Origin of the sequence: Streptomyces sp. HUAS 15-9 (genome assembly GCF_025642155.1) — a bacterium.
Classification (GTDB): Bacteria; Actinomycetota; Actinomycetes; order Streptomycetales; family Streptomycetaceae; genus Streptomyces.
Genome location: NZ_CP106798.1, coordinates 8,195,308 through 8,222,069 on the forward strand (window position 1 = coordinate 8,195,308; position 26,762 = coordinate 8,222,069).

Below are 26,762 nucleotides of genomic sequence, written 5' to 3' on the forward strand. Positions count from 1 at the left end.
AACAAGGAACAACGTGACGAATCCAAGGTTGGCCTCGGCGCTGGACATCGCCCCTCTGCCACCACGGGCACCACTGCCGACGCACCATGACGAGCCCGTGCTGGACGTGGCGGTGCCGGTGTTCAACGAGGAGACGGACCTTGAGCCGAACGTACGGCGGCTGCATGCGCATCTGCGGGAGACGTTCCCCTACCCGTTCCGGATCACCGTCGCGGACAACGCCAGTACCGACGCGACCCCGCGGATCGCCGCGCGCCTCGCCGAAGAACTGCCCGAGGTGGAGTGGATACGACTGCGGGAAAAGGGGCGCGGCCGGGCGCTGCACGCGGCCTGGTCGGGGTCGCGGGCCCCTGTCGTCGCGTATGTCGATGTGGATCTGTCCACCGGTCTGGCGGCGCTGCTTCCCCTCGTCGCCCCGCTGATCTCGGGCCACTCCGACCTCGCCATCGGCACACGTCTGGCCCCCGGCTCACGCGTGGTCCGCGGGCCCAAGCGGGAGGTCATCTCGCGCGGTTACAACGCCCTGTTGCGCTGCACGCTCGCCGTGGGGTTCTCGGACGCCCAGTGCGGATTCAAGGCCGTACGGCGCGACGTCGCCGAGCGGCTGCTGCCCCTCGTACGCGACTCCGGCTGGTTCTTCGACACCGAACTGCTGGTGATCGCCGAGCGGGCCGGGCTGCGTATCCATGAAGTGCCGGTCGACTGGATCGACGACCCGGACAGCCGGGTCGACATCCGTGCCACCGTGCTCGCCGATCTGCGCGGCATCGCCCGGGTCGCCAGGGCGTTGGCCCGTGGCACGCTCCCATGGGCCGCGCTGACTCGCAGCAGAGCCGACGATCCACCCGACGGGCAGACCAGGCAACTGACGTGGTGCGCGGTCATAGGAGTGGCGAGCACACTCGCGCATCTGCTGCTGTTCATGGCGCTGCGCCCGGCCGCCGGGCAACAGGCCGCCAACGCCCTTGCGCTGCTGGCCTGTTCGATCGTCAACACGGCCGCCAACCGGCGACTCACCTTCCGGCTGCGCGGTCGGCACGACGCCCTGCGCCATCAGGCCAGAGGACTGGTGACCTTCGTCGTGGGCCTGACGCTGACGGCGGGCTCGCTCGCCGCCCTGCACCTCGCGGCGCCCACGGCCGGCCGCGGCGCCGAACTCGCCGCACTGGCCGCCGCCCATCTCTCCGTGGCGCTGCTGCGGTTCCTGCTCATGCGGGCCTGGGCGTTCCGCGCCCGGCCCCGCCGACACCTGACGGGACCCGCCACTTCATGAACACCCGTACCGACCCGACGCCGACCTTCACTCCGGCTGCTCTGCCCGGCCAGGAACCAGAACACCCGTCGCCCCCGACTCCCGGCCCGAGCCACCGCATACGCGAGACGGCCCGTCACTACGCTCCCGCCCTGGCCCTGTACGGCGCCCTGAAGCTCATCGGCTTCTGCACCTTCATGTACCTGCTGCACTCCGCAGGGGACTACCGGACGAAGCACCCACGGTTCGGCGGCGGAGCACATGCCTGGGACGTCCTGGGCACCTGGGACGGCTGGTGGTACCAGCAGATAGCGATGCACGGATACCACCCGGAGCTCGTGCCGGTGCCCGGTGCCACGGGTCTGATCACCCTCCAGGGCAACGCGGCGGCGTTCTTCCCGCTCTACCCCGCGTTGATGCGGCTCACCTCCGAGATCACCGGACTCGGCCCGTACGGCGCCGGCTTGCTGGTCTCCGTCGTCGCCTCGTTCGTCGCGGCCATGGGGATCTTCGCGGTGGCCGAACTGCTCGGTGGCCCGCGGGCCGGGTTGGCCGCGGCCGGCCTGTGGGCCGTATGGCCCGGTTCCGGCGTGGAGTGGGCGGTCTACTCCGACTCCCTCTACGTGGCTCTCGCCGCCTGGGCCTGCTACGCCGTACTCACCCACCGCTGGCTCACCGCGGGTCTTCTCACCTGCGCGGCGGGACTCAACCGCCCGACGGCCGCCGCCCTGATCGCGGCGCTCGCCGTCGCCGCGGCCGGCGCACTGCGCCACCGCCGCGACGGTGTCCTGCGCCCGCTGGCCGCGATGGCCCTGGCACCGCTCGGCCTGCTGGGGTACCTGGCCTGGGTCGGCCACCGAATGGGCGACTACGGCGGCTACTTCAAGCTCCAGGCCGGTGCCTGGGCGCATGAGTTCGACTACGGCCGGCAGACCCTGGACGTGCTGACATCCGTCCCGGTGGGCCACTTCGACTACCTCTTCGCGTTCCCCTTCGAGGACGTCATCGGCGTCGCGACGGTCCTGCTGGCCCTCGCACTCATCCCCCTGCTGATCCGGCTGCGGCCCCCGGTGGTGCTGGTCGTCCACACCGTCCTCACCATCGCCCTGGTCCTGGGCAGCCAGCAGATCTTCGGCAACGTCTCCCGCTATCTGCTCCCGGCCTTCCCGCTGTTCATCCCCCTCGCCATGGCCCTGCGCCGTCTGAGCCTGCCCCTCCAGTGCACGCTGCTCGGCATCGCGGCACTGGCCTCCGGCTCCTACGCGGGCTATGTCCTCTTCGAACTCGGGGTGCCGTAGTCAGCCGGCGTTCCAGCCCGGCACCGCCGGCAGCACCCGCTCTTCGACGCGGAACAACGCGGCGTCGTCGGGCGGCACGTCGTCCTGGCGCCAGATGGTCACCTCGAAGGTGCCGCCGCCGTCCTTGGGGTTCCTGGCGACCGTCAGGCAGCGGGCGATGCCCCCGGGTCCGGTATCGGCCTTGTTGCCGTTGAACGTGATGGCGATGGTCTGGTCCGAGTAGAGGACCGCCGGGTGCCCCAGGACGGTTTGCTTCTGCGCGTTCCGGCCCATGAGGTCGGCCGTCTCGGTGACCGAGAGATCGTCGTAGGAAGCCGAGAGCTTCACGGAGTAGGTCGGCAGCGCCACGTCCGCCTCGGGAGTGGCGATCCTGGTGCCGCCGGCGAGCTTGAACTCGCTTTCGCCGCCCGATGCGGTTTCCGCCTGCTCCGCCGGCGTTCCCAGCAGCCTGGGCAGGTCCGGACGGTTCAGCGCCGTGCACAGCCGCGCCCCGGACACACGCTTCGACGACTGCCTCTTTTTTGTATGAGCGCTCGAGGTGTCCGTGCTCGAGCGCACGGCCGGTCCGCTGTCACCGCCGCTGTTCCCGGAGACTTCATCCAGCCCCCACATACCGCCTATCAGGCCTCCCACCAGCACTACTGCCGCCGTTGCCCGGACCCCCGCACTCGGGCCCTTCTCGGATTCGGCGAAATCGTCGGCCATGTCCCCCCCACCTTGCTGTTCGCGCCCTATGCGTGTGCTGCGGAGCCTGATCGGTGATCATCTCGTGGGGAAACAGAGTTGTGACTGTGAAGATCGGGCATGTGGCGCACCTGAGTTGGGCGGACGCGATGCCGAAGGCCGTGCCGTCGTCCCGGCCGCCTCACCGACCACGACACACCGCACGAACAACGCATGACTGTGGCCGGATTAGTCGTCTGACGGGTGTTCGAAGCCGGTGATACTCAGGGCTGGGCAATCCGCCCGATTTCCTACGTCCGGAGGCTGCTGATGCCCCAGACCAGTGTTCACACCGCCGCAGTGCTCGACGCCTGGCTGTCGGGTGCCGAGAGCGCGTACGGCCAGATCAACCCCGCCGGGCCGCTCTACGTCGGCGGTGCCGCCGCCGAGGCTGCGCTCACCGACCCGAGCGACTCCCTCTACGGCTTCTGTTCCAGCCCGAGCGGGTCGCGCGGCAGTTGGTGCTGCTGATCGCCGGGGGCGTCACCAGACCCTGGGGCGCCACCACGCAGTGAGGTCCGAAGACAGGAGCGTGGGGAACCGCCTGCCGAGCACGGCCGGTCGCGCGGTTCCCCGCGTTGGTCCGGGGCGCCTGACAGGGCGCGGACGCGCGGCGGAATGCGGCAGGCGGAATGCGGGATGCGGCTCGCGGAATGGGGACGGTGGACGGGTGAGCGGATCGGCGCCGGAGCAGACGGAACAGTCGGATCAGGCTGACGAGACGGGAGGGGGAAGACAGAGCGACGAGACGGAGTGGTTCACCCAACCCGTACGCCGCATCGCCCGTCCCTGGCGAGAGGAACTGGCCCGGCGGCTGACTGCCATCGACGCCTTGGGCCCGGCGGAGCGGGACGTGGTGCTGGAGGCCGGCCACACCGCCCTGCTCAGGTCCCTGCACGCGAAGCTGTCCCGGATGTTCCTGATCGAACTGCACGCACTGCGTATGGCGGCGGGGGCCGGGCCAGCCGACGAGGGCGCGGAAGGGGCCGGTCCCGATACAGGAACATGGGCCGCCTTCATCGAGCAGGCCTGCGAGGAGGGCTATCTCGACCAGTTGGCCGGCCGATACCCCACCGTCGGCTCGCGGATCGCGGCCGTGGCACGGCTGTCGGTGGCGGCGACAGCGGGCTTCGCCGAACGGCTCGCCGCGGACCGCGAGTTGCTGTGGCCGCTGCTGGGGGCACCGGCGGGGGAACTGCGAGAAGTCGCGTTCGGAGCGGGCGACAGCCACCGAGGCGGGCTGACCGTCAGCCGGGTGGACTTCGCCGGCGGAGGCGTCATGTACAAGCCCCGGCCGTCCGAGGCCGATGTGGCGCTGGGCGCCCTGCTGGACGAGCTGTATGAGGGCTTTCCCGGTGCCCCGGCGCCGCACGAGCGTATCCGGGTGCCGCGCACGCTGGCGCGCAAGGGCTACGGCTGGGCCGAGTTCGTCCGCCACCGCTACTGCGCGAACGACACCGAACTGACCGCGTTCTACCGCAACATCGGCCACTGGCTGGCCGTACTCCGCTTCACCGGCGGCACCGACATGCACGCCGAGAACATGATCGCCGCGGGACCGGTGCCGGTGATCGTGGACGCCGAGACACTCTTCGACGCCCCCGCGCCCTTCCCGCCCAGCGGCCGGGGCGACGCCGTGGACGTGGCCGCCGCGGCCATCCGCCGTACGGTGCTGCGTACCGGACTGCTGCCCGTACGCGGCACCGGCTTCGCGCTCGGCGGGGTGGACATCTCCGGAGTCGGGGCGCTGCCCGGCCAGCAGCCGCTGATCCCGAATCCGGTGATCGCGGACGGCGGCACCGCCGAGGCCCGCTTCGAGGTGGACCTGGTGGCCATGCCCGGCGCGGGCAACCACCCCAGCCCCACTCCGGTGTTGAGCACGTACTGGGACCGGATCCTGGCGGGCTTCCGCGAGATGACCGCGTATCTGTACGGGCCCGGCATCGACCCGCATCTGCTGCTGCGCCGCTTCGAAGGCGCTCAGGCGCGACGGATCCTGCGGCCCACACAGGCGTACGTCGACATCGGCCGGATGCTGTGGCACCCAGCCTCGTTGCACGACGAGGCGGCGGCGGTCGAGCGCGCCCGGGACATCCTGCTGCGCAACGCGGAGGTGCTGCCCGGCGCACCGACGGACCGCGCGGCGATCGACGGCGAGATCGCTGAACTCCTCGCCGGCGACGTACCGATGTTCACCTTCACCGTGGACGCGGCGGCCGTACGGACCACGGTCGAGGACTGGCGCACCGCCGACCTGGCGCTGGAGGAGTCGGTGATCCAGGACGCGCTGGTGGGCGCCTACCTCAATGAGCGTTCCCTGCCCGCGCGGGTGCAGGAGGCCGCCCGTGACCCGCACGCCCGTGACCGGGAGCGGCGCCGCCGTGAGCTGGCCGCGCGGATGGTACGGCGGCTGTGCGACGGTGCGGTGCGCGGCGAGGACGGCACGGTCACCTGGATCAGCCCCGTCTTCACCCCGGCCGGGTGGTCCATCAGGGTGCTCCCCGCCGACCTCTACACCGGGCAGGGCGGAGTTGCCCTGACCCTCGCGGAGTATGTGACCGAGGCGCGGGCAGGCAGGGCGGACCAGGTGCCGGGCGTCGCCGAGACGTACGAGGGGGCACTACGGGTGCTGATCGGCACCGAGGACAAGACGCCGACCCCGTCGCCCGGGGCCTTCAGCGGTGCCGCCTCCCAGGTGTGGACGTGGCTCGCGCTGCACCGGGTGCTCGGTGAGGACCGGCTGCTGGAGCGGGCCGCCGAAAGGGCGCTGCTGCTCGCCGAGGGGCGACTGGTCGAGGACGACATCGAGGTGGACCTCCTCAACGGGGCGGCCGGCGGAATCGTCCCCCTGCTCAACCTGGCAGCGGAGACCGGACAGGACCGCTGGCTCGGCGCCGCCGCGCACATCGGCCGCCGGCTGGCCGGGCTGGTCACGGTCGACGCGAGCGGCGCCCGCTGGATGACCCGGCTCAACCCCGAGGGAATCGGCGGGTTCGCCCACGGCGCCACCGGAATCGGCTGGGCGCTGACCCGGCTCGCCCTGAGCGACGCGGGTTCCGCGGCGGAACGGCGCGGCTGGACCCACCTCGCTGAACAGGCCTTCGCCTACCAGGAGTCCCTCTACCAGCCCGAGCACGGCAACTGGCTCGACGTACGCGTCGGCGCCGAGGAGGACTTCTTCACCAGTTGGTGCCACGGCAGCGCGGGCGTCGGCATCGGCATGCTCGACCTCCACCGGCGTACGGGCGATCCCGCCCATCTCGACATGGCCCGGCGCGCGGCACGCGCCTGCGCCGCCGAGGGGTTCGGCTGGAGCCACACCCTGTGCCACGGCGACCTCGGCCTCTGGGAGTTTCTGACGTCGATGAACTTCGGTGACCCGGCCGACCTCGACGGCGAGATCCTCACGGGCCTCGAACAACGCGGCCCGGTCGGCGGCCTGGCCCGCGAAGCGTTCTCACCCAGCCTCATGTCCGGACTGTCAGGCGTCCTCCACACCCTGCTCCGTATGCACCCCGCGGCCACCTTGCCCAACCCTCTGCTCCTGGACTGATGGATGGCAGCGGCGGTGTCAGTGGCGGCTGCTTTCATGGCTTTATGAACACCGAACTGGGGCACGCTCACCGGCGCCGTGTGCTTCTCGCTCGGGGGCCTGCTCCAGCTCTTCGAACACCCCTAGGGGGCCGCAGGGCGACTCGGCCGACACCCACTTACGGCGAGGACAGCGAGAAGCACCCCGCAGTCCTCGCCGCGAGGGCCGTCATAGCAGGGGTGGGGCGGGGGGAAGCGCAGGGTGCGACGGCATGGCCGGTCTGGCAACCGGCGTGCCGGTCTCGAAGGAACCGATGGAGTGCCCCGTCCGCATCACTGCCTCGAGGTCGCGCCGTATGCTCGCGGCAGCGTCGCGGACCCGCGCGGGCACGTCACCGCGCTCGGCAATGAGCTGGTGATAGATGGGGGCGTCCTGAAACATGGGCAACGTGGCCTTCCGATCGGCGGTTTCAACCGCTTTGCAACGGCTGCCGAGTGTACGGCCCCCCATCACCACCCGTGTCCGCGGGATCGCCCCCTGAGATGCCGACGCCGACAACTCCGCTCGCACTGATCAAAGAGGGAATTCCCATGCCTGAGGAACGATCAGGGGTCGACTTGTCCTCGACCGGTTTCGACGCCGCACGGTGCGCCACCGACCTTGGTGTGTACCGGGCCTGGCCCACGGGACGTTTCGCATGACTCGACACCGCGGGCGAACCACTTGCCGCACAGGTCACCGGGCTCAACGCCCTGGCGGCAGCCCTTGCGGCCCATGACCTGACGCTGCCGCGGGACTTCATGACCTTTCAGACCGGCGCCGACCCGTACCTCGCGCTGGACGAGGTTTCGGTGACCGGCTGCTGGTCCGACGTCTCGCAGCCGCTGCCCCGTCCAGTGGAGCCTGGTGCCTTCCTCGTGCGGTTTCTGCGTGATCAGCAGGACTACGTCATCTGTCACCTCTACCACCGCCCGGCGCACATCTCGACCACGAGTACGAGGCACGGTGCGACGGGGAAGGGACGGAGACCGAACTCGACGATGCGGAGGAGCAGCGGGCCGCCATCCTCTGGTGCGCGCCGTCGTTCGAGGAGCAACTGCGTGACTGCTTGCGGCACTACGCCACCTGAAGTCCCTCAGCCTGACGTTCAGGACAGCGCCGAGCGCCTGGGCGGTGGTGGCATCGCGCGCAGCAGTTCCCACAGGGGGCGCGAGCCGGAGGCCCACACGCCCAGTGTCCGGCGGTCGACGACATGCAGGCGCTGCTGCTTGGCGAACGCGACCGCCGGTGCGGTGACTCTTCCGTTCGTCACGATCACCGCGACGTCCGCCCCGTGCACCTGCCGGGCCGTCCCGTTGAGCACCTGAAGATCCGGCGTGCCAACGGCCGAGCCCCGGACCCCGTCGCGGCGGTGCTTGCACTGGATCACCCAGCGCCGCCCGTAAGGGTCCGTCGCCTTCACGTCCGCGCCCAGATCGCCACCGCCGCCGACCCGCTGAGCGTCCGCACAGCCGTCCCTGCGCATCAGGTCCCGTACCGCGTCCTCGAACCGGGCATGATGCAGCGCGTCCAACTGCAGCAGCGCATACCTCAGGCCCTGTGCGCGAACGGCCTCCCATCGGGCCCGCTGTTGCCGGTTGTAGAACCAGCCGACGGCTGCGAGCGCGGCGAGCACCAGGCCGACGACCAGGACCCACCAGTGCGCCAGCAGCCAGTTGACCACCGTCACCACCACGCCGATCACTGCGACGCCTGCCACGAGAAGGCCGATCAGCTGGGCGTCCCGCTGCTTTTGTCGCCGCCTGCCGGGCCGCCGAGTACGCCGCCGCGCGGGCGAGCGGCGCCGGGTCACCGCTGCGTCCCGGCGGAGCGGAAGTGGACCGGACACCTCACGTACCGCACGTATGACCGGACTTCAGGCACAGCTGCCTCCCCCTGGTAGCGCTGACAAGCAGTCAGGGAATCACCACACGCGGTGATCCAGGAAGACCGGAACAGGTCGCCGTACGTGCAACTCCCCGCCTGCGCGGGAAAGTTGGTGTGGGAAACTGTTGGTACCCGTTGAGAGGAGCGCGGTGTGACCCAGGACGGCGTGCGTGCCGACGAGATAGACACCAGCAGGCCGCATCCTGCCCGGATCTACGACTACCTGCTGGGCGGCAAGGACAACTACGAGGTGGACCGCGAGGCCGGTGACGAGCTCGCCGCCGCGGCGCCCGAGGCACGGATCGGTGTACGGGCCAACCGCGCCTTCATGCAACGGGCTGTCCGGCACGTCGTGGGCAGCGGTGTCCGACAGATCCTCGACATCGGTACCGGGCTGCCCACCTCGCCGAACGTGCACGAGATCGCTCAGGCGGCGGCACCGGACGTGCGCGTCGCGTACGTCGACAACGATCCGATCGTGAGCGCGCACGGCAACGCGCTGCTGAGCCACTCCGGCAAGACCAGCATCGTGCTCGGCGACCTGCGCGACCCGCGCGCCATCGTGGATCACCCCGACGTCCGCCAGGTCATCGACTTCGACGAGCCGGTCGCCCTGCTCCTCGTCGCCGTCCTGCACTTCCTCACCGACGCGGAGCAGCCCGCGGAGGTGGTCGCCACCCTGCGCGACGCGCTCCCGCCCGGCAGCTTCCTGGTGCTCTCGCATGCCACGGGCGACTTCGCCGATCGCAGTGGAGCGCAGGCTGTCTACAACAAGGCCACAGCCACGCTGAATCTGCGCTCCCGCGCCGAGGTGGAGCGATTCCTCGACGGCTTCGAGCTCATTGAGCCCGGCCTGGCCCAGGTCCCGTTCTGGCGCCCGGACGTCCCGCCACCGGCCAGATCCGCCGAGATCGGCTTCTACGGGGGCGTGGCGCGCAAGGCCGGCTGAATCGGCGTCCGCAGCGCCGGGTCGGCACCCCTTCCTCTCACATTCGGCCAGGGCCTCCTGCTTCCGGATCCGCGCCCGGGTGAACGGGCGGAACAGGTATGTGGGATGCCGGCTGCCCGGGCCAGGGGAACGGCGTCGGCGCAACGGGCAAAGGCCCGTACGGTGCGGCGAAGGGGACCGGTGGCGCGGGGGGAGGGAGCGGCGCAGGGGCCGTACGGACCGGCGGACGGCGGCGCGTCAGCCACACCACCGCCGCCGTGTACAGGGCCACGCTCGCGACGTCGAGTGCCACGATCTGCCAGCCCGCGTCGGCGGCGGTGTCGTCGCTCTTGAGCCCGTCGACGACGGCGGCCGAGAGCCCGAAGGCGACGAGGTTGTTGACCGTGTGCAGCGCTATGGCCGCCTCCAGACCGCCGGTGCGCCAGGTCAGCCAGCCCGCCGTCATCCCGACCACCACCAGGTCGGCGAAGCCCCAGGGCGTGCCCCAGCCGTGCGCGGCGGCGAACAGGAAGGCCTGGGGCAGCAGCGCCCACCAGGGCGAACGCAGGAACGCGCCCACTGCCTGCGTCAGCCAGCCACGGAAGACATACTCCTCGGCGGCCGCCTGCAACGGCACCAGTACGACGAGCATGGCCAACGCGGGCACGAACACATCCCAGCCCGCCCACCGGGACTCCGCCCCGTCGTCCGCGGGCAGCAGGAGCATGCCGCCCATCGCCAGGCCGAAGACGGGCGCGGCCACTGCCCCGCACAGGGCGAGCCAACGCCATCTCAGCCTCCCGGTGACCGAGGAGAGCGTCCCCGCCGGGCGTCGACCGATCCAGCGCACGGCCAGCAGTACGACAGGTGTCCCCGCGGCGATGAGCAGCAGGCTGACGGCGGTGTCCGGCACGGGGCCGAACTCCACTGTTCCGTCCGGCGCTTCGGGGTACCCCTCACTGGAGCCCCAGCCGGAGATGACCGCGTCGAGCACGCCCACCGTGATCATGTAGGCAACGGCCATGAACAGGGTCCCCACCAGCGGACGCCACCATCGGTACCGCACCGAGAGCCGGGCCAGCCGATGGTAGGGGAGTGGTTGGGGAAGCAGCGGATGTGTCATACCGGCAGCTTGCCTGCCGGCTCCCTGCTCCGGCATCGCCCTGCGGCACGACCGGTGCCTCTATCGCTGGGTAGGGACCGGTCTCGGTCCGAGGGCAGACGTCCTGCGCCCGGGTTCCGCATACGCTCGTGGGCGACATGGAGACGATACGCAACTGGCTTCTGCCGACCGTGCTGGCGGCCGTACAGATGACCTGGCTGTGGCCGGGGCTGGGGCCGGCCGAACCGCCCGGCACCCTGGGCGTGATCGGTGTCGTGTGCGCGCTTTCCGTGGAGACCGTCGCGCTGGGCCGGCGACGGCGGACCCCCGTGCGGGCGCTCACCTGGGCACTGGGCGCCCTCGTCCTGGGCCAGGTGGCCTGGCCGGACGGCTGTGTCAGTGTCGGCACACTGATCGCCGTGTACTCCGTCGCCGTCCGCTGCCCGGTGCCGGTGACGCGCCGGGCCGTTGCCGCGGCGCTGGGCGTCGAGTGGCTGATGGCCGTCGTACAACTGGGTTTCCGCGCCTCGCTCCTTGGGGAGATGGCGATCGCCACGGTCGTGTACGTCCTGTGCGCGGGTCTGGGCGAGGCGCGCCGCCAGTGGCTCGCGGGCCGGCTGACCGCGGCGCGACGGCTGGCCGGGGCGGAGAACGCCCGCAGGCTGGCCGGCGATCACGAACGCCACCGGCTCGCCCGCGAACTGCATGATGTGAGCGCCCATCACCTCACCTCGGTCGTCGTCACCGTCGACGCCGCGCGTCGGCTGGGGGACAGCAGGCCCGACCTGACCGCCGAGGCGCTGTCGTTCGCGGAGCGCACCGGCACCGAGACGCTGACCGCGTTGCAGCGACTCGTCGGACTCCTGCGCGACACCGACCATCTGGGCCCGCGGCCGATGAGCGGACAGATCGAGGAACTGGTCGCGGGGTTCGGCCGGTTGGGCCGCCCCGTCACCACACAACTCCCCGACGATCTGGCCGGCCCGGCGGCCGAGGCGATCCACGGCATCGTCCGCGAAGCCCTGACGAACGTCCTGCGGTACGCCCCCGGCGCCGCCGCGCGGGTGACCGTGCGACGCGAGAGCGGTCTGCTGGAACTGACCGTGGACAATGCGCCGCCCCGCGCGTCCGCGGCGCACGACACCGGCGGCCTGGGCGCAGGACGCGGAGTGGCCGGGATGCGGGAACGCGCGGCGGCGGTGGGAGGCGAGCTGACCGCCGGTCCCCGCTCCGACGGCGGCTGGCGGGTCCGTGCGACGCTGCCCGACGACACAGGGCCCCGGCATCCGCCCGGCCAGGAGTGGCGGCGCGACATCCTGCGGGAACAGCGCCTGGCCGACCCCGCGCTGGCGTTCACGGCGACGATCGTCCCGGTGGTCCTCGTCCTCGCGGACACGGAGGACTGGCCCGTGCACATCAGGCGCGCCGAGGCACCCGGACTGCTGTTGGTCGCCCTGCTGCTGGCGCTCCACGCGCTGCCCCTGCTGTGGCGCAGGCGCGCCCCCTGGGCGGCATTCCTCACCGTGCTGGCCACGGCATGGCTGTGGCCCGTGGCCGCCGTCGCGGTGCCCCTGTCCTCACGGGTGTCGCAGTTCTTCACCGGGGGGACGCTGACGGAGACGCTGGCTCTGTACGCGGTTGCCGCCTATGGGCGGGGTGCCGCCCGCACCTGGCCGGCGGTGGGCGCGACGGCGCTCGGCGTGGCGGGCACCCTCACCGCCACCGCGTCCGCGGACGGCTCGATGATGGACGAGAGAGCCAGTTGGCCCAACGCGGTGCTGATGGTCGTCGTGTTGTGCGTCGTACTGGCTCCCGTCCTCGCCTCTGTGTGGGCGAGCGGCCTGCTCGTACGCCGGCGCCGGGTGCGCGTCCTGGCCCATGACGACTTCGCGCTCGCCAACTCGATGTGGCACGCCTACCGGGCCGCCGAGGCCGAACGGCACCGGCTGGCGCTCAAGTTGCGCGACGCCGTGCTGGACCGTACGGCCTCGGTCGTCGACCTGGCCCGGCAGGGAGGGCTCGAGGAGGTCGCCGCCGCTGCCCGGTCCGCCCTCGCCGCCATGCGCGAGCTGTTGCACAACCTCGGCGGCGAGTCGGAGGAGCCCGGCAGCAGGCTCGCCCCGTCCCCGACCGCGGCGGACCTCGACATGCTGTGCCACACCCTTCGGGCCGCGGGGCGGGACGTGCGGCTGCGGGGCCTGTCGGACGCAGCACGGGGCCTTCCGCCGTCCGTGAGCGTCTCGGTGTACCGCAATGTCGAAACGGCGCTCGGCGCGGGCGACCGGGGCCCGGCCCGGGTGACCCTGAGACGACGCCGCGACACCGTGCACATCACGGTGTCGGGAGTGCGGCTGGCCGTCGCCGGCCCGGTCGCCGAACGGCTGAGCGTGCAGGCCGACACGGGAGAGGGACGGATCACGTTCGAACCGACCGGTACTGTACGGGTGTCATTGCCGGTCGGCCCCGCGCCGGCCCCCGTCCAGGAGGTGTCCCCGTCGCCATACGCGTGATCGTCGTCGACGACCAAGCCGTGGTCCGGGCCGGCTTCGCCGCCATCGTGGACGCCGAACCCGACCTGACCGTCGTGGCCGAGGCCGGTGACGGAGCCGCCGCGGTGTCGCTCGCCACCGCCGAGACACCCGACCTCGTCATGATGGACATCCGGATGCCGGGCATGGACGGACTCACCGCGACCCGCCTGATCACCGCACTGGAGAACGGGCCGCGGGTGCTGGTGCTCACCACGTTCGACCTCGACGAGTATGTGTACGAGGCACTGCGCGCCGGCGCGTCCGGGTTCCTGCTCAAGGACGCGCATCCGGAGGAACTGCTGACCGCCATCCGCGTCGTCGCCGCCGGAGACGGGATCCTGGCCCCGGCCGTGACCCGCCGTCTCATCGACACCTTCGCGCACAACGCCCCACAACCGCCCCCGGTGACCGGTGCGCTCGGCCGGCTCACCCCGCGCGAGAGGGAAGTGCTGCTGAAGATCGCCGGCGGTCTGACCAACGCCGAGATCGGAGCCGAACTGGGCGTGACCACGGGCACCGTGAAGACCCATGTGAACGCCCTGCTGTCCAAACTCGGGCTGCGCGACCGGGTCCAGGCCACGATTCTCGCCTACGAGAGCGGACTGGTCCGTCCCCGCGGTATCGGGACGTCCTGAAGAGCCGGGGCGGTCATACTGTGCGCATGCGTCTCGGGGTGGTCACCGCGATCCTCTACTGCCTGCAGTTCAGCCGGGAGTTGAATGACGAGCAAGTCGAGCGCATCGCCCGAATGGTCCTGGAACAGCCCATCTACGACCTCCCCGTCGAGGAGCAGTACGCGGGCATCGAGGCGGCCCTGGCCGAGGACGCCGGGGAGCAGGACCTGGCCTGGCAACCGCATGACGAGCCGGCCGTACGGGACTTCCTGCGGCGCCTGCTGGAGCGTCTGGACGCGTTGCGGCCATGGCAGGAACCGCCTTCGCGCAGCCTGGGGTTCAACCGCTGGCAGGAGTACAAACGCGGGGCGCTCCTGGCTCACGTACGGCTGTACTCGCCGGCGCAGGACACTCTGCACGCCAGGCTGCGCACCGTGCCCGATGACGAGGACCGGTTGCGGGCGGTGGTGCTGCGGCTGCGCTCCGGGGACGAAGTCGCCGTGGTGGCACCGCCGTTGCCGGACGGATACGATGCGGTGCTGATGGCCGTGCCGCCGCATCGGCCCGCCGCGCAGGTGATCGAGGCGTTCGTCACCCACACCGGATACGAGCGTGAGCGGGTGTCCGAGGCGGTACGACGGCGCTGGGGACGGGGCGGACACCGGGAGCAAAAGGTGCCTCCCGGTGTGCGGCCACTGCGGGACTGAACCCGCCGCGATTCAAAGGACGTCGAGGCCATCGCCGCGGGCTACGACCTGGTCGTGCACCGCGGCATACAGCTTCGACATGGCGTCCCGGACCCGTTCGAGATCCTCGTCGTCCAGCGCGGCGAGGGCGTTGGCCGCGGCCTGGCGCACCGGATGGGGTACTTCGTCCTCGGCCGCGAGCCGGTAGGCGACGGTGCGGCGTGCGGCGCGCTCTTCGTCCGTGACGCCACCGACGTTCATCGGGAAGACGGCCGCCTGGTAGTTGGCCACGCCGACGAGGACGCCGTGCGCGATGCCGTCGGCGGAGCCGCGCGTCGTCGCCTCCCGCCGGGCGGCACTGAAACCGGCCATGGCCCGCCGCCGAACGAGCAACGCGCCGACGACGGAACCCGCCCCGGCGACCGCCCCTGCGACAAGTGCCACGATCCAGCCGCCGAGAAGAGCGCCGAGAAGTCCGCCCGATGCGGTCACCAGGCAGGCTATGCCGGCCGTCACCAGCATGAGGGCGCGTGCGGGTGTCAGGGTCTTCACGCCGTGCAGTCTGCCAGGCCGGCGGCGCCCCATCGACGTCTCGTTCCCTTCCTTCCCGCGGAAATCCCTTGGGACGACGTCGGTCTCGTACGGGAACATGGGGCTGTGCCACTGCCCTACGTCTACCGCGTCACCAAGTACGACCCCGCCGACCGCGACGAACACGGCCACTACACCGGCGATGAGGACGTCGTCAGCGATCACGGCGAGGTCGAGTCGGCCTACCTTGCGGCCGTCGAGGCCTTCGCCACGGATGCCGGTGTCGACCGCCTCTCCGTACGCGAGCCACAGATCCCCGGCCTTGTGCACTTCGGTGCCGAGCCGCCCATGAGGGACTTCGGGCTGGACGGACTCTTCCCCGGCCCGGTCGGCTTCCACGACGGAGCGGAGATACCGCTCGCCACAGGGCTGGAACTGGTGCGGGTCATGCTGCGCGACGGCGGAGCCTGGTGCCGGCTGGAAGTGGAGGGTGTTTTCGCGGTGCACGTCGGCCGGGACCAGTACCTCTACGTCGGCAGCAACCGGCCCGGCGAGCAGGCGGCGGCACGGACCCGCGCCCTCGGCCTGTTCCCGGAACGCCTGACCGCCTCCCCGTACGACATGGACACCGACGGGGAACAGCAGGTCCAGCGACCGGGCGACGACGAGTTCTGGGCCGCCCTGCACTGGTCGGTCACCTCGGGACGCGCCGGGCTCCTGGAGGAGACCTACGTCGAAGGCGCCTCACGCCGGCACCGCCTCACCTCCGACACGATCGACTCGGTACGGGCCGGGATCGCTCCCCGCGCCCGGCTGGCCGTGTGGCCGGACCTGTCCTCCGACATCGACGCGGTCCTCGGGGTCTTCCCCGCCGACGGCCTGGTGGAAGGCGTCTGGCAGGACGAGGACGGCCGGATCCACGGCGTCGTCACCGACGAGAGCGGATATCAGGAGTTGGCCGACCGGATCTCGGGCGCCGTGGCCGCGGCGCTCCTTTCCCTGTACGCGGACGAACGTGTGCCTCTGTCCGCAGCCGTCATGCCCGACCCGGACGGAGTGGTACGCGCCCTCTGGCGCACCGATCCGACACCGGGCGACCGGAGCTGGGCCTTCCGAAAGACCCTTGGGCGAGGCGACATCGTCACCGGCACGGTGAGCTGCATCGCCGAAATCGGCGTCACCTTCGTGGACCTGGGCGGCTGCGTGGCGTTGATCAATCTCCCCGAGCTCTCCTGGCGACACGTCGACCACCCCTGCGACATCCTCTCCGTCGGTCAGGAGATCAACGCCAAGATCCTCGACATCGACCCGGTACGCGAACGCGTCTCACTCTCCCTCAAGGCCTTGCACGAAGAGCGGACAACTCCGTGAACCATGTGCTGTGCGGGCTCGCCGTCAACCCGTCCCTCCCGGCCGATCTGGTCGACCGGCTGATCGAGATCGCGGACACCGAAGTCGCCGAGGCGCTCGCGTACCGCCATGACCTCAGCCATGCCCAGGCGGTCGCGCTGGCCGGGCGCGTCGAGGAGGCAGCCGTGCATCTCGCCTACGAAGGGAGGCTGACCGTCGCCGACATCGATCCGGTGGCACAGCCGTGGGCCGCGCTCGCCCTGCTGGAGGAGAACGCGGGTAGTGCGGAGTGGGCTCGCCTGCTCGCCGCGGACCCGGTCGTGGAGCACCGGGAGAGACTGGCTGCCTGCCCCGGCCTGCCGTCCGACGTCCTGGAGACACTCGCCGCCGACCCGGACATACGCGTCGTCGCGGAACTCGCGCTGTGGACGACGCCGGACATGGCGGTCCGGCTCGCGCGGCACCCGCACGCCGAAGTCCGCAGCGCGGTGGCGGCCAACGAGTCGACGCCGCCGGATGTCCTGGCGATGCTGGTCACGGGTGAGGGCATACCGCCGGCCCAGCGGTGTCTGGTCTGCGATCGCGAGGCTACGCCCTTCGTGCACGATCCGAACTGCCCACGGACCGACTGCGATCTGTCGCCGGGCGCCGCGTGCGACGGTTCCCATGAGTCCACCGTTCACGCGCTGCGGGAGAGGGCCCTGCGTAATCCGGCCACGCCCGTCGACGTTCTCGTCGGCTTTGCCGACCACTCCTCACCGGTGCTGCACTGGGAGTTGGCCGCCCGCCCGGACCTGCCGCCGCAGCTCTGCGAAAGGTTTGCCGATGATCCCGCTCCCGGGGTCCGGGCCGACCTCGCGAAGAATCCCGTGATCGGTGAGGCACTGATGCGCGCGCTGGCCACCGACCCCAGCCCGGACGTGCGGCGCCACGTCGCACTCAACCCGAACGTGCCCCTCGACCTGCTCACCGACCTGGCCGGCACGGCAAAGATCGGCTCGACCCTGCTGCCCCGCATCGCCGCCGCTTCTCCGGCCGAGGTCATGGATCTGGCCAAGTCCCCGCACCCGGGCGTACGGATGCTCGTGGCCGAACGACGTGATCTGCCGGACGAGATCCGCGACGCACTGGCCGTCGATCCCGACGCGAAGGTGCTCAAGTCGATCGCCGGGCACCCGGGGCTGTCCGAAGCCCAGTTGCGCTCCATGGTCGACCGGCACGGCGTCCGGGTCGCCGCCAAGGTGGCGGCCAACCCGGACACTCCGCCCGTGCTGCTGGAGGAGCTGACACGGCACGAACCGCCGGTGCAGAAAGCCTTCCGTGTGGTGGCCCGGCACCGCAACGCCACGCCCCTGGCGCTGCTGGCCTGCCTGGCGGACCGGCAGGCCCGGCCCATGGCCGCCAAGCACCCGGCCCTGCCGCCCGACGTGCTGACCGACCTGCTCGCCGACGACGACTGGCGGGTGGTCGAGGCGGCGGCCGCCAACCCCGCGCTGCCGCTCGCCGTGATGTCCGAGCTGGTGCCCTGACGCTCAGACGACGCCCTCCTCCTCCGGCACGACGACCTGGTCGACCATGTGCTGGATCTGTTCCGTCGGCAGCGCGACCGCCATGGCCCAGTAGTAGATGCCGAGGCTGAACGCGGACGTGACGGCGATGTCCCACCACAACGGGAACCACGGGTGCTTGAGGGGCCCGAAGTCGCTGAGGTAGACGATCAGCCCCATGCCGATCAGGTAGGCGGGCAGCCACTGGGCCGCGCGCAGGTCGAGCTGGGGCGTGATGGGGTTCATCTCGAACACCCGGTTGGCGATCAGGATGACGTAGCCGATGAGGATCGCGATGCCGAGCTTCCAGTCGGTGGCCCAACCGGACCACAGGATCAGCAGGTTGGCGACGATGAAGGCCAGCGGTGACATCCAGTTGCCGCCGGGCAGCCGGTAGGGACGGTGCGCGTCGGGCAGCCGCCTGCGGAACACACCGAAGGACAGCGGAGCACCGGCGTACATGAGCACACTGGCACTGGTGATCAGTCCGACGAGGGAGCGCCAGCTGGGGAACGGCAGGAAGCAGACGCACCCGATGACGAACGCGGTGAGCAGGCCGATCCAGGGGACTCCGCGCCGGTTGGTGGCCTCGAACGCGGAGGGCACATAGCCGTTGCGGCTGAGGCCGTAGGAGACCCGGGAGGATCCGGTGATGTAGATCAGGCCGGTCCCGGCGGGGGAGACGACGGCGTCGAGGTAGAGGACCGTGGCCAGCCAGCCCAGGCCGATGAGCGTGGCGACCTGGGCGAACGGACCGCTCAGGGCGGTGAACGCGGAGGTGGCCCAGTGGCTGCCGATCTGCGAGGCGGGCAGCGCGGCGAGGAAGGTGACCTGGAGAAGGATGTAGATCACGATGCCGATGACGATCGATCCGATCACCGCCCGCGGGATGTCGCGCTTGGGGTGGGCGCTCTCACCGGCGAGCTGGTCGGCCTGCTCGAAGCCCAGCAGCGCGAAGATGATGCCGCTGGTGGAGACGGCGGACAGGATGCCCTTGGCCCCGTAGGGGTCGAATCCGTCGGCCGCGGTGAAGTTGCCGGTGTGGAACTGGGCAACGGCCAGCACGAAGATCGTCAGCAGCGGGACGCCGACCTTCCACCAGGTCGCCGCGCTGTTGGTGCGGGCGAGCAGACGGATGCTGAGGAAGTTGATGGCCGTGATGACCGCCATCAGTCCCACCGCGACGGCGATGCCGGGCGGGGTCAGGACATGCTCGCCGCCTCTGATCTTCTCCCAGCCGCTCGCCCAGGAGTAGTGCTGGGCGTAGGTGATCATCGCCAGCACCTCGATGGGTGCCACCGTGGCAGCCTGCAGCCAGGAGAACCAGCCGAAGGAAGCGCCCGCGGCGCCGCCGTAGGCGTAGTGGGGGAAGCGGGCGGTCCCGCCGGAGACCGGATACATCCCGCCGAGCTCGGCGTGCACCAGCGCCAGGATCAGGATCGCGAGGCCGCCGATGCCCCAGGAGATGATCGCCGCGGGCCCGGCCGCCGCCAGGGCCCCCTGCGCGCCGAACAGCCATCCGGATCCGGTGATCGACCCCTCCGAGGCCCAGATGAGCCCGATGAAGCCGATCTCGCGCCTCAGCCCCGGCCGATGGGTTCCCGCGGCCGGCGACTTTTCCGATACGGCCATGTGCCACACCCCCTCACAAGGGTGATGCCGCTCTCCATCGTGCCACTGTGCGAGGCACTTGGCCGGGGCCGTGAGCTGGAAAATCGACCGATGAGTGGGCTGCCGCGGACCTGGTCACCGTGCGGGAGACGCGGAACGTCAGCTTGGTGGGTCCGCGTCGGGGCAGCCCGTCAGCTGACGTGACGACCACTGGAGGTGCAGGAGCTTGTAGGCGCGGCGGAAGATGTAGGCCGCCGTGGGCAGTTCGACGAAGACGGCCAGCGCGGCGGACGCCCAGACGTCGGGCGTACCGACGGCGAGTGACGCGTCGAACCACGCGTCGCACACGAGCAGCACCGCGGTCGCCAGTGCCGGGATCACCACGGCACGGTGCCGGCGGAAACCGAGGACGGCTGTGGCCGTGAAGGCGGCGAGCAGCAGCAGATCGAAGCCGACCCAGGTCACCCGCCAGGAGTGGACCTGATAGTCGGAGGGGAGCGTCAGCCCGAGGATCACTGTCCAGGGAATGAGGCCCAGCGCGGACGCGGCCAGCAACTTGATGGTGTGCCGACGGCGCCGCTCGAACGGCTCGTCCCGGCCGGGGCGGCGCGCGGCGGCGGAGCGTGTCGGCGAGGCGGTCTCCATGCGCGGGCGCGGGGCGGCCGTCGCCGGAGTGCTGGTTGCCTGGCTCATCGCCGGACCGGTCCGTCGACCGGCCCGTGCGCCCGTGCGGGGTACCGGTTCGCCGTGCGCCCGGCGGTCAGCCAGCCGAGAGTGGCCAGGAGCACTCCGGCCAGAGCGTTCGGGAGCTGCCGGCTCAGCAGCATCACGAGGGCCGCCGCGTCCAGGCCCACGACCAGGAGAACGAGTACGACACGGCGCCGTGCCGCCCGTGGGTCCCCGGTCGCCCGTCGACGGCCGGGGCGGGTGTGCAGAAGGCCCGGTGTGAGGACGCTCATCGCCGTCACCTCTCCCGGCGCTCTGGGGTGTGGTCCATGTCCGCCTCCAGCGAAAAACGCGGATGCACACGACAACCGAGGAAGCCCGCGCCGGTATTTCCGGATCCCGCCAGGAGAGCTGTCGTCGGCGCGTGACGTGGGACACACACTCCCCGAGCCCGTCTGCGCGGCCCTGAGTTCACCTCCCCACGATCAACGAATCAGATGGAGACTGACTCGGCTGTCGCTCGATTCAAAGCGGCCGTACGTGATGCGAATCGGCTGTACGCGGATATTCGGGAGCGTCGACGAGCCCATGGGCGGGCACGGGCACGGTACGGCAGGCAGGAGTATGATATTCATCGCGTGATGAATTACTGCCGATGAATTACTGCTCTCCCGAAAGGCAGGGCCGTGATGGAGCGGACCACGTGTTGTGTAGTGGGAGGTGGCCCCGCCGGCATGGTGCTCGCGCTGCTGCTGGCGCGGGCCGGTGTCGCGGTGACGGTGCTGGAGAAGCACGGTGACTTCCTGCGTGACTTCCGCGGTGACACCGTGCACCCCTCGACGCTGGCGTTGCTCGACGACCTGGGTCTGGCCGAGCGCTTCGCGCAACTGCCGCAGCGCAGGGTGCGCACCGTCCAACTGCCCATCGGGGCCGGCCGGTCGCCGGTCACGGTCGCGGATCTCGCGGTGCTGCGCGGCCCGTACAACTACGTCGCGATGGTGCCCCAGTGGGACCTGCTGGACCTCCTCGCGGACGAGGCCCGGCGCGAGCCGTCCTTCGACCTGTGGATGAACACCGAGGCGACCTCCTTCCTGGTCGAGGGCGGACGGGTGACCGGAGTGCGCTACCGCACCGCCGAGGGCGCCACCGGCGAGCTGCGTGCCGTCCTCACGGTCGCCTGCGACGGCCGCGGGTCGCTGGCCCGCTCCCGGCCGGAGCTGGGGCTGCGCCGCTTCGGCTGCCCGATGGACGCCTGGTGGTTCCGGCTGCCGCGGCACGAGGGCGATCCGAGCGGGCTCGTCGGCGGCGCCGGCGATCACTTCCTGACCGCGATGATCGACCGCGGGGACTACTGGCAGTGCGCCGCGCTCATTCCCAAGGGCACCGACGCGGAGCGCCGGGCCGCCGGTCTCGAGCGATTCCGGGCCGACTTCGCCGCCGCCGTCCCGTGGGTCGCGGACCGTACGGACCGGCTGCGCTCATGGGACGAGGTCAAGCTCCTCGACGTACGTCTGGACCGGCTGCGCCGCTGGCATCGCCCCGGACTGCTGTGCATCGGTGACGCCGCGCACGCGATGTCCCCGGTCTTCGGCATCGGTATCAACCTCGCCGTGGAGGACGCGGTGGCCGCCGCCCGGTATCTCGTCGAGCCGCTGCGCCGCGGGGGCGTGGGCCTGCACGACGTACGCGGTCTGCAGCGCCGTCGCCTGCTCACCACGGTCGTCACACAGACGCTCCAGCGGATCGCCCATGCCCGTGTCATCGCTCCCGTACTGCGGGGGCAGCCGCCCCTGGGCAGCGTGGAACGCGCCCAGCGCATGGCCGGTCTGCTCACAGGATCACGGTTCGTACGGCGTCTGCCCGCGTACTTCATCGGGTACGGCGCGCTGCGTGAGCGGCCACCGGCCGTGGCCGTCCGATAGTCGCGGAGCGTCAGCCGCGAGGTGAGACGTTCCTATACGTGAACATTGCTCGCGTAGGTGTACAGCTCCGGAGGTGCTGTGCAAGGCTCCCGCCAACCCCTTGCACCGCAGCCTCGTTGAGGGAAGGCGCCCATGAGTGTTTCCCGGCGTACTGTGCTGGCCTCGGCCGCCGGAGTCACGACCGCGGCCACGTGTACCGCTACCGGGCAGGCCGCCCAGGCAGCCGAACAGCCGTCGGTGAACGCGGTGCGCGCCCTGCGGGACGCGGCCGACTACGCGGTCGGGAAGATCGCGGCTGTCGCGCCCGGAGTGAGTGCCTTCCCCGTCGGGACGAAGTTCGAGAAATGGGTGTACTCCCAGAGCGGGGACTGGGTCGGCGGCTTCTGGCCGGGGACGCTCTGGATGGCGTATCTCCACAGCGGGGACGACGCGTTCCGCACACGGGCCCTCGAATCGGCGGGGCGGCTCGCTCCCCGCCGGTACGACACCACCCCCACGACCTGGGCTTCCTCTTCTCTCCCTCCTGGGTCACGGCCTGGCGCCTCACCGTGCGCCCCGGCAGCCCCATTGACATCAAGGACGCGTCGGCCGGCGCGATCATGGCCTGCGGGCTGCTCGACCTGTCCGCCGCGACCGGCAGACACCGCTACCGCGAGGCGGCACCGCGCCTGCTCGTCGCGCTCTCGCGGACCTGTCTGACCAGGAAGTCGTCCCGCGCCGAAGCGGTCGTGGCCCGCTGCACGCGCAACCGTCCGGCCGAGGACGGGATCGAGATATCGCTCCCCTACGCCGACTACTACCTGCTCGAGGGCATCCTCCGCGTCCTCGAGCCGCAGGACGTCGACCGGGCCATCGACCTGTCGACGGTACCCGCGTGAGCCGACCCGAGAGGTGAAGCCGTCGAGGCCGCCGCGCGTAAATCGCATGATTCCGGATGAACGGCGAGTTTTCCCTCGGCCCGGATAGGGTCGGAACACTGTGAACTACTACGAGCTGGGCAGCCACCGCCGACGTGTGACGACAGCGTCCCCCGAGGCCCAGACCTGGTTCGACCGTGGACTGGTGTGGACGTACGCCTTCAACCACGAGGAGGCCGTCCGCTGCTTCGAACGCGCCGCCGAGGCCGATCCCGACTGCGCCATGGCCCACTGGGGCGTCGCCTACGCCCTGGGCCCCAACTACAACAAACCCTGGGAGTTCTTCGACGAGCACGACCTGGCGCGGACCGTCGAACGCACCCACGCCGCCGTGGAGCGAGCGCACGCCACGGCGGCGTCCGCCACCCCGGTGGAGCGTGCCCTGATCGAGGCGCTGCGCGCCCGCTACCCGCGGGCGGAGGCCGAGGACCTCGAGGGTCTGTCGGTGTGGAGCGCGGCCTACGCCGAGAGCATGCGGGCCGTCCACCGGCTGGCGCCCGACGACCTCGACGTGGCGACCCTGTACGCGGACGCCTTGATGAACCTCACCCCCTGGCAGCTGTGGGACATCCGCACCGGCCTCCCGGCCGCCGAGGCACGCACGCCGGAGGCCAAGGACGTGCTCGAGCGGGCGATGGCGACGGAGGCGGGCACCTCGCACCCCGGCCTGCTGCACATGTACATCCACCTGATGGAGATGTCCCCGACGCCCGAGGCGGCCCTGCCGGTCGCCGATCGGCTGCGGGGCCTGGTGCCCGACGCCGGACATCTGCAGCACATGCCGTCCCATCTGGAAGTGCTGTGCGGCGACTACCGGAGGGTGGTTTCCGACAACGCCGCGGCGATCGCCGCCGACGAGAAGTTCCACGCGCGCGAGGGCGCCTTGAACTTCTACACCCTGTATCGATGCCACAACTACCACTTCCGGATCTACGGCGCGATGTTCCTGGGCCGCCTCCAGGACGCGCTCGAGACGGCGGATCGGCTCGAGGCCGCCGTGCCGGAGGAGCTGCTGCGCGTGGAGAGCCCGCCCATGGCCGACTGGCTGGAGGGGTTCCTCGCGATGCGGGTGCACGTGCTGATCCGCTTCGGCCGATGGGACGACGTACTGCGCCTGCCCATGCCCGCCGACCCGCGGCTGTACTGCGTCAGCACCGCGATGCTGCATTACGCGCGCGGCGTCGCCCTCTCCGCCACCGGCCGGATCACCGAGGCCGAGGCGGAGCGTGCGCTCTTCCGGGAGGCGGTGAGCCGGGTCCCGGGGTCACGCATGCTGTTCAACAACACGTGCGCGGACATCCTGGCCATCGCCTCGGAGATGCTCGACGGCGAACTGGACTACCGCAAGGGTGACTTCGACGCCGCCTTCGCCGCGCTGCGCCGCTCGATCGAGCTGGACGACAACCTTCCCTACGACGAACCGTGGGGTTGGATGCAGCCGACCCGGCACGCCTACGGCGCGCTGTTGCTGGAGCGGGGCCTGATCGCGGAGGCCGAGGCGGTCTACCGCGCCGACCTGGGCCTGGACGACACGCTTCCCCGGCCGCAGCAACACCCCAACAACGTCTGGTCGTTGCACGGGTACCACGAATGCCTCCAGCGGCTCGGCAGGACCGGTGAGGCACAGATCGTGGCCCAGCAGCTGAAGTTCGCGGCCGCGACGGCGGACGTACCGATCACGGCGTCCTGCTTCTGCCGTCTGGCCGCGGGGCCGCACGACGCCTCGGGCGACGGCTGCTGCACACCACGGACGTGAGATGAGTTCCCGCGGCGCCCGGCGCCGCCCCGGTGCCGCGGAACTCAGTGCAGCCGCTCGGCCTCGTCGTACTCGGCCGCCTTGAACGTGGGCCAGTACGTGATCTGCGGCTTGGACCGCTCGATCATCGCCAGCAGCGCCTTCCCGTGCACGACGCGCACCGCGACCTCCGCGCCGTCGCGGCCAGCGAGGTTGTCGACCACGTAAAGGTAATAGCGCTCGGGGTCGGCCTTCGCGGCTGTCAGCTGCCGCTGCTCCAGCGGCAGTGCCTCGCTGCGCGCCGAGCGGCTGAAGGCCTTCACCTCGATCATCCGCGGCGGACTCTCGACGTCGTACGGGAGGCCCGAGGTACGGACGTCCTTCGGATCACGTCCGGCGGCCCGCTCCAAGGCCATCACATGCGTGATGGCAGCCTGTTCCGTCTCCCTGTTGCCCACGGCACCCCCTCGTCGCGGCCACCCATGATGCCGTGAAGTTCCTCGGCTCGGGAAGCGAATCCGATTCGACGCCGCATTGGCATGGACCTGACGGTGAGGGGTTGGCTAGGCTCTGCTGCGCCATGAATGAGAGCGCTCTCGGGAATCGGCTGTTCCATCCCCCACTCCTGGAACGACGAAGGGCAACTCCCATGAGACGCACGAGAATCGCGCACGTCGGCGTGGCTGTTCTGCTGATGCTCGGTGGCCTGGCCGCGGCAGGTACGTTCCCCGCCTCGGCGAGCGGCTCCGAGGCAGGTCCCGCCGAGCCCGCAGCGCCCGCCGTACCCGCTTCCGGCGGCGTGCTGTCCGCCGTGCAGCGTGCTTTCGGCCTGTCCCGGGACCAGGCCGAGACTCGGCTCGCGGCCGAGCGGACCGCCACGGCGCTCGATCCGAAGGCACGCCGCGCGGCCGGGGCTGCCTATGCGGGCTCCTGGTTCGACGACTCACACGGTCGTTTGACGGTGGCGCTCACCCCGGACGCGTCGGCCGCCACCCGTCGCACGATCCGAGCCGCCGGGGCCGGTATCCGCACGGTCGAGCACAGCCTGCGGCAGCTGAACGCGGCGAAGGCGCGCATCGACCGGCTGTCCGCCCCTGACGCGGTGAGCAGTTGGCACGTCGATCCGGCGGCCAACACCGTCGTCGTCGACATCGTCCGCGACCGCCGTGCTGACAACGATGTCCAGCGCTTCGTGTCCCGGGCTCGCGAGGCGGGCCCCGTGACCGTCGAGACCGTCTCGGCGGCGCCGCAGACCTTCGCCGCGGGCACGGTCGGCGGCGATCCCTACTACACGGGCAACGTCCGCTGTTCCATCGGGTTCTCGGTGTACGGCGGCTTCGTCACGGCCGGTCACTGCGGCCGGCCGGGCGCCGGGGTCAGCGGCTGGGACGGCTCGTACATCGGCACCTTCCGGGGCTCCTCGTTCCCGGGCGACGACTACGCCTGGGTCAGCGTGGGCAGCGGGTGGTGGACGGTGCCGGTCGTGCTGGGCTGGGGCACCGTGCCCGACCAGCTCGTGCGCGGCTCGGCCGTAGCCCCCGTCGGCTCCTCGATCTGCCGTTCGGGATCGACGTCGCACTGGCACTGCGGGACGGTGCTGGCCACCAACGAGACCGTCAACTACAGCCAGGGCACGGTGTATCAGCTGACCAAGACGAGCGTCTGCGCCGAACCCGGCGACTCCGGAGGGTCGTTCATCAGCGGAGACCAGGCGCAGGGCGTCACCTCCGGCGGCTGGGGCAACTGCACCGGCGGCGGTGAGACCTGGTTCCAGCCGGTCAACGAGATCCTCAACCGCTACGGGCTGACCCTGCACACATACTGACCGCCCCCTGCGGTCGCGTTGCCGGGGTTCCGCGCGAGGTCCGGCGGAACCCCACAGACCGCAGTG

At 70.9% G+C, this 26,762-nt stretch carries 22 protein-coding genes; 14 read left to right on the top strand and 8 right to left on the bottom strand.

What is annotated here, in order from left to right; translation table 11 throughout:
- The first annotated feature begins 13 nt into the window (after positions 1-13).
- Both N8I87_RS37350 and N8I87_RS37355 read left to right on the top strand, forming a co-directional pair.
- Positions 14-1,273, top strand: coding sequence for a bifunctional glycosyltransferase family 2/GtrA family protein (locus tag N8I87_RS37350; RefSeq protein WP_411577331.1), 1,260 nt, complete (start codon positions 14-16; stop codon positions 1,271-1,273).
- Positions 1,270-2,550, top strand: a complete 1,281-nt coding sequence (locus N8I87_RS37355; RefSeq protein ID WP_263215281.1) for a hypothetical protein — start codon at positions 1,270-1,272, stop codon at positions 2,548-2,550. Before N8I87_RS37350 ends, N8I87_RS37355 begins: the two co-directional genes overlap by 4 nt.
- On the opposite strand, the gene N8I87_RS37360 is transcribed toward N8I87_RS37355, so the two are convergent.
- A complete protein-coding gene (locus N8I87_RS37360) occupies positions 2,551-3,255 on the bottom strand; it encodes a DUF6215 domain-containing protein (RefSeq protein WP_263215282.1) in 705 nt (234 codons plus the stop codon).
- 288 nt (positions 3,256-3,543) lie between these two features.
- Between N8I87_RS37360 and N8I87_RS37365 the strand changes: the two genes are divergently transcribed.
- Both N8I87_RS37365 and N8I87_RS37370 read left to right on the top strand, forming a co-directional pair.
- Positions 3,544-3,744, top strand: coding sequence for a DUF6229 family protein (locus N8I87_RS37365; protein WP_235453360.1), 201 nt, complete (start codon positions 3,544-3,546; stop codon positions 3,742-3,744).
- Between the two features lie 199 nt (positions 3,745-3,943).
- Positions 3,944-6,826 (top strand): type 2 lanthipeptide synthetase LanM family protein, encoded by a 2,883-nt coding sequence (locus N8I87_RS37370; RefSeq protein WP_263215283.1) that lies wholly within the window; start codon positions 3,944-3,946, stop codon positions 6,824-6,826.
- A 1,126-nt stretch (positions 6,827-7,952) separates the two neighbouring features.
- On the opposite strand, the gene N8I87_RS37380 is transcribed toward N8I87_RS37370, so the two are convergent.
- On the bottom strand, positions 7,953-8,657 hold the full coding sequence (locus tag N8I87_RS37380) for a restriction endonuclease (protein WP_263216857.1): 705 nt from the start codon (positions 8,655-8,657) through the stop codon (positions 7,953-7,955).
- A 225-nt stretch (positions 8,658-8,882) separates the two neighbouring features.
- Between N8I87_RS37380 and N8I87_RS37385 the strand changes: the two genes are divergently transcribed.
- A complete protein-coding gene (locus tag N8I87_RS37385) occupies positions 8,883-9,680 on the top strand; it encodes an SAM-dependent methyltransferase (RefSeq protein WP_263215285.1) in 798 nt (265 codons plus the stop codon).
- Between the two features lie 37 nt (positions 9,681-9,717).
- On the opposite strand, the gene N8I87_RS37390 is transcribed toward N8I87_RS37385, so the two are convergent.
- A complete protein-coding gene (locus N8I87_RS37390) occupies positions 9,718-10,683 on the bottom strand; it encodes a CPBP family intramembrane glutamic endopeptidase (protein ID WP_263215286.1) in 966 nt (321 codons plus the stop codon).
- Between the two features lie 236 nt (positions 10,684-10,919).
- Here N8I87_RS37390 and N8I87_RS37395 point away from each other — a divergent pair, with 236 nt between their 5' ends.
- The 3 genes from N8I87_RS37395 to N8I87_RS37405 are packed head-to-tail and all read left to right on the top strand — an operon-like array spanning position 10,920 to position 14,613.
- Entirely contained in the window at positions 10,920-13,271 is a 2,352-nt protein-coding gene (locus tag N8I87_RS37395; protein ID WP_263215287.1) for a histidine kinase, read from the top strand.
- A complete protein-coding gene (locus N8I87_RS37400; RefSeq protein WP_491743951.1) occupies positions 13,262-13,927 on the top strand; it encodes a response regulator in 666 nt (221 codons plus the stop codon). The genes N8I87_RS37395 and N8I87_RS37400 overlap by 10 nt, the downstream gene beginning before the upstream one ends.
- A 26-nt stretch (positions 13,928-13,953) precedes the next feature.
- The gene (locus N8I87_RS37405) at positions 13,954-14,613 is read left to right on the top strand and encodes a hypothetical protein (protein WP_263215289.1); all 660 of its coding nucleotides are present in this window, start codon (positions 13,954-13,956) and stop codon (positions 14,611-14,613) included.
- Between the two features lie 12 nt (positions 14,614-14,625).
- Here the strand turns inward: N8I87_RS37405 and N8I87_RS37410 are convergent, their stop codons facing one another.
- Entirely contained in the window at positions 14,626-15,144 is a 519-nt protein-coding gene (locus N8I87_RS37410; protein ID WP_263215290.1) for a hypothetical protein, read from the bottom strand.
- A 105-nt stretch (positions 15,145-15,249) separates the two neighbouring features.
- Here N8I87_RS37410 and N8I87_RS37415 point away from each other — a divergent pair, with 105 nt between their 5' ends.
- Together N8I87_RS37415 and N8I87_RS37420 are read left to right on the top strand one after the other, a co-directional pair.
- Positions 15,250-16,494, top strand: coding sequence for a S1 RNA-binding domain-containing protein (locus N8I87_RS37415; protein ID WP_263215291.1), 1,245 nt, complete (start codon positions 15,250-15,252; stop codon positions 16,492-16,494).
- Positions 16,491-18,002, top strand: a complete 1,512-nt coding sequence (locus tag N8I87_RS37420; RefSeq protein WP_263215292.1) for a hypothetical protein — start codon at positions 16,491-16,493, stop codon at positions 18,000-18,002. The genes N8I87_RS37415 and N8I87_RS37420 overlap by 4 nt, the downstream gene beginning before the upstream one ends.
- Positions 18,003-18,005: 3 nt before the next feature.
- Here N8I87_RS37420 and N8I87_RS37425 read toward each other — a convergent pair whose 3' ends face one another.
- From N8I87_RS37425 to N8I87_RS37435, 3 genes are all read right to left on the bottom strand, one after another.
- On the bottom strand, positions 18,006-19,652 hold the full coding sequence (locus N8I87_RS37425; protein ID WP_263215293.1) for an APC family permease: 1,647 nt from the start codon (positions 19,650-19,652) through the stop codon (positions 18,006-18,008).
- A 138-nt stretch (positions 19,653-19,790) separates the two neighbouring features.
- Positions 19,791-20,324: a hypothetical protein gene (locus tag N8I87_RS37430; protein ID WP_263215294.1), complete on the bottom strand. Its 534-nt coding sequence runs from the start codon at positions 20,322-20,324 to the stop codon at positions 19,791-19,793.
- A complete protein-coding gene (locus N8I87_RS37435; RefSeq protein WP_263215295.1) occupies positions 20,321-20,590 on the bottom strand; it encodes a hypothetical protein in 270 nt (89 codons plus the stop codon). Before N8I87_RS37435 ends, N8I87_RS37430 begins: the two co-directional genes overlap by 4 nt.
- A gap of 396 nt (positions 20,591-20,986) precedes the next feature.
- Between N8I87_RS37435 and N8I87_RS37440 the strand changes: the two genes are divergently transcribed.
- The 3 genes from N8I87_RS37440 (at position 20,987) to N8I87_RS37450 (ending at position 24,892) form a co-directional block, all read left to right on the top strand.
- Positions 20,987-22,219, top strand: coding sequence for an FAD-dependent oxidoreductase (locus N8I87_RS37440; RefSeq protein WP_263215296.1), 1,233 nt, complete (start codon positions 20,987-20,989; stop codon positions 22,217-22,219).
- 548 nt (positions 22,220-22,767) lie between these two features.
- Positions 22,768-23,097, top strand: a complete 330-nt coding sequence (locus N8I87_RS37445; RefSeq protein ID WP_263215297.1) for a hypothetical protein — start codon at positions 22,768-22,770, stop codon at positions 23,095-23,097.
- Positions 23,098-23,197: 100 nt separating this feature from the next.
- Complete coding sequence (locus N8I87_RS37450) at positions 23,198-24,892, top strand: tetratricopeptide repeat protein (protein WP_263215298.1); 1,695 nt, start codon at positions 23,198-23,200, stop codon at positions 24,890-24,892.
- A gap of 44 nt (positions 24,893-24,936) precedes the next feature.
- On the opposite strand, the gene N8I87_RS37455 is transcribed toward N8I87_RS37450, so the two are convergent.
- The gene (locus N8I87_RS37455) at positions 24,937-25,329 is read right to left on the bottom strand and encodes a protein NO VEIN domain-containing protein (protein WP_263215299.1); all 393 of its coding nucleotides are present in this window, start codon (positions 25,327-25,329) and stop codon (positions 24,937-24,939) included.
- A 191-nt stretch (positions 25,330-25,520) separates the two neighbouring features.
- On the opposite strand from N8I87_RS37455, the gene N8I87_RS37460 reads away from it, so the two are divergent.
- A complete protein-coding gene (locus N8I87_RS37460; protein WP_263215300.1) occupies positions 25,521-26,696 on the top strand; it encodes a S1 family peptidase in 1,176 nt (391 codons plus the stop codon).
- The last annotated feature ends 66 nt before the right edge of the window (positions 26,697-26,762 follow it).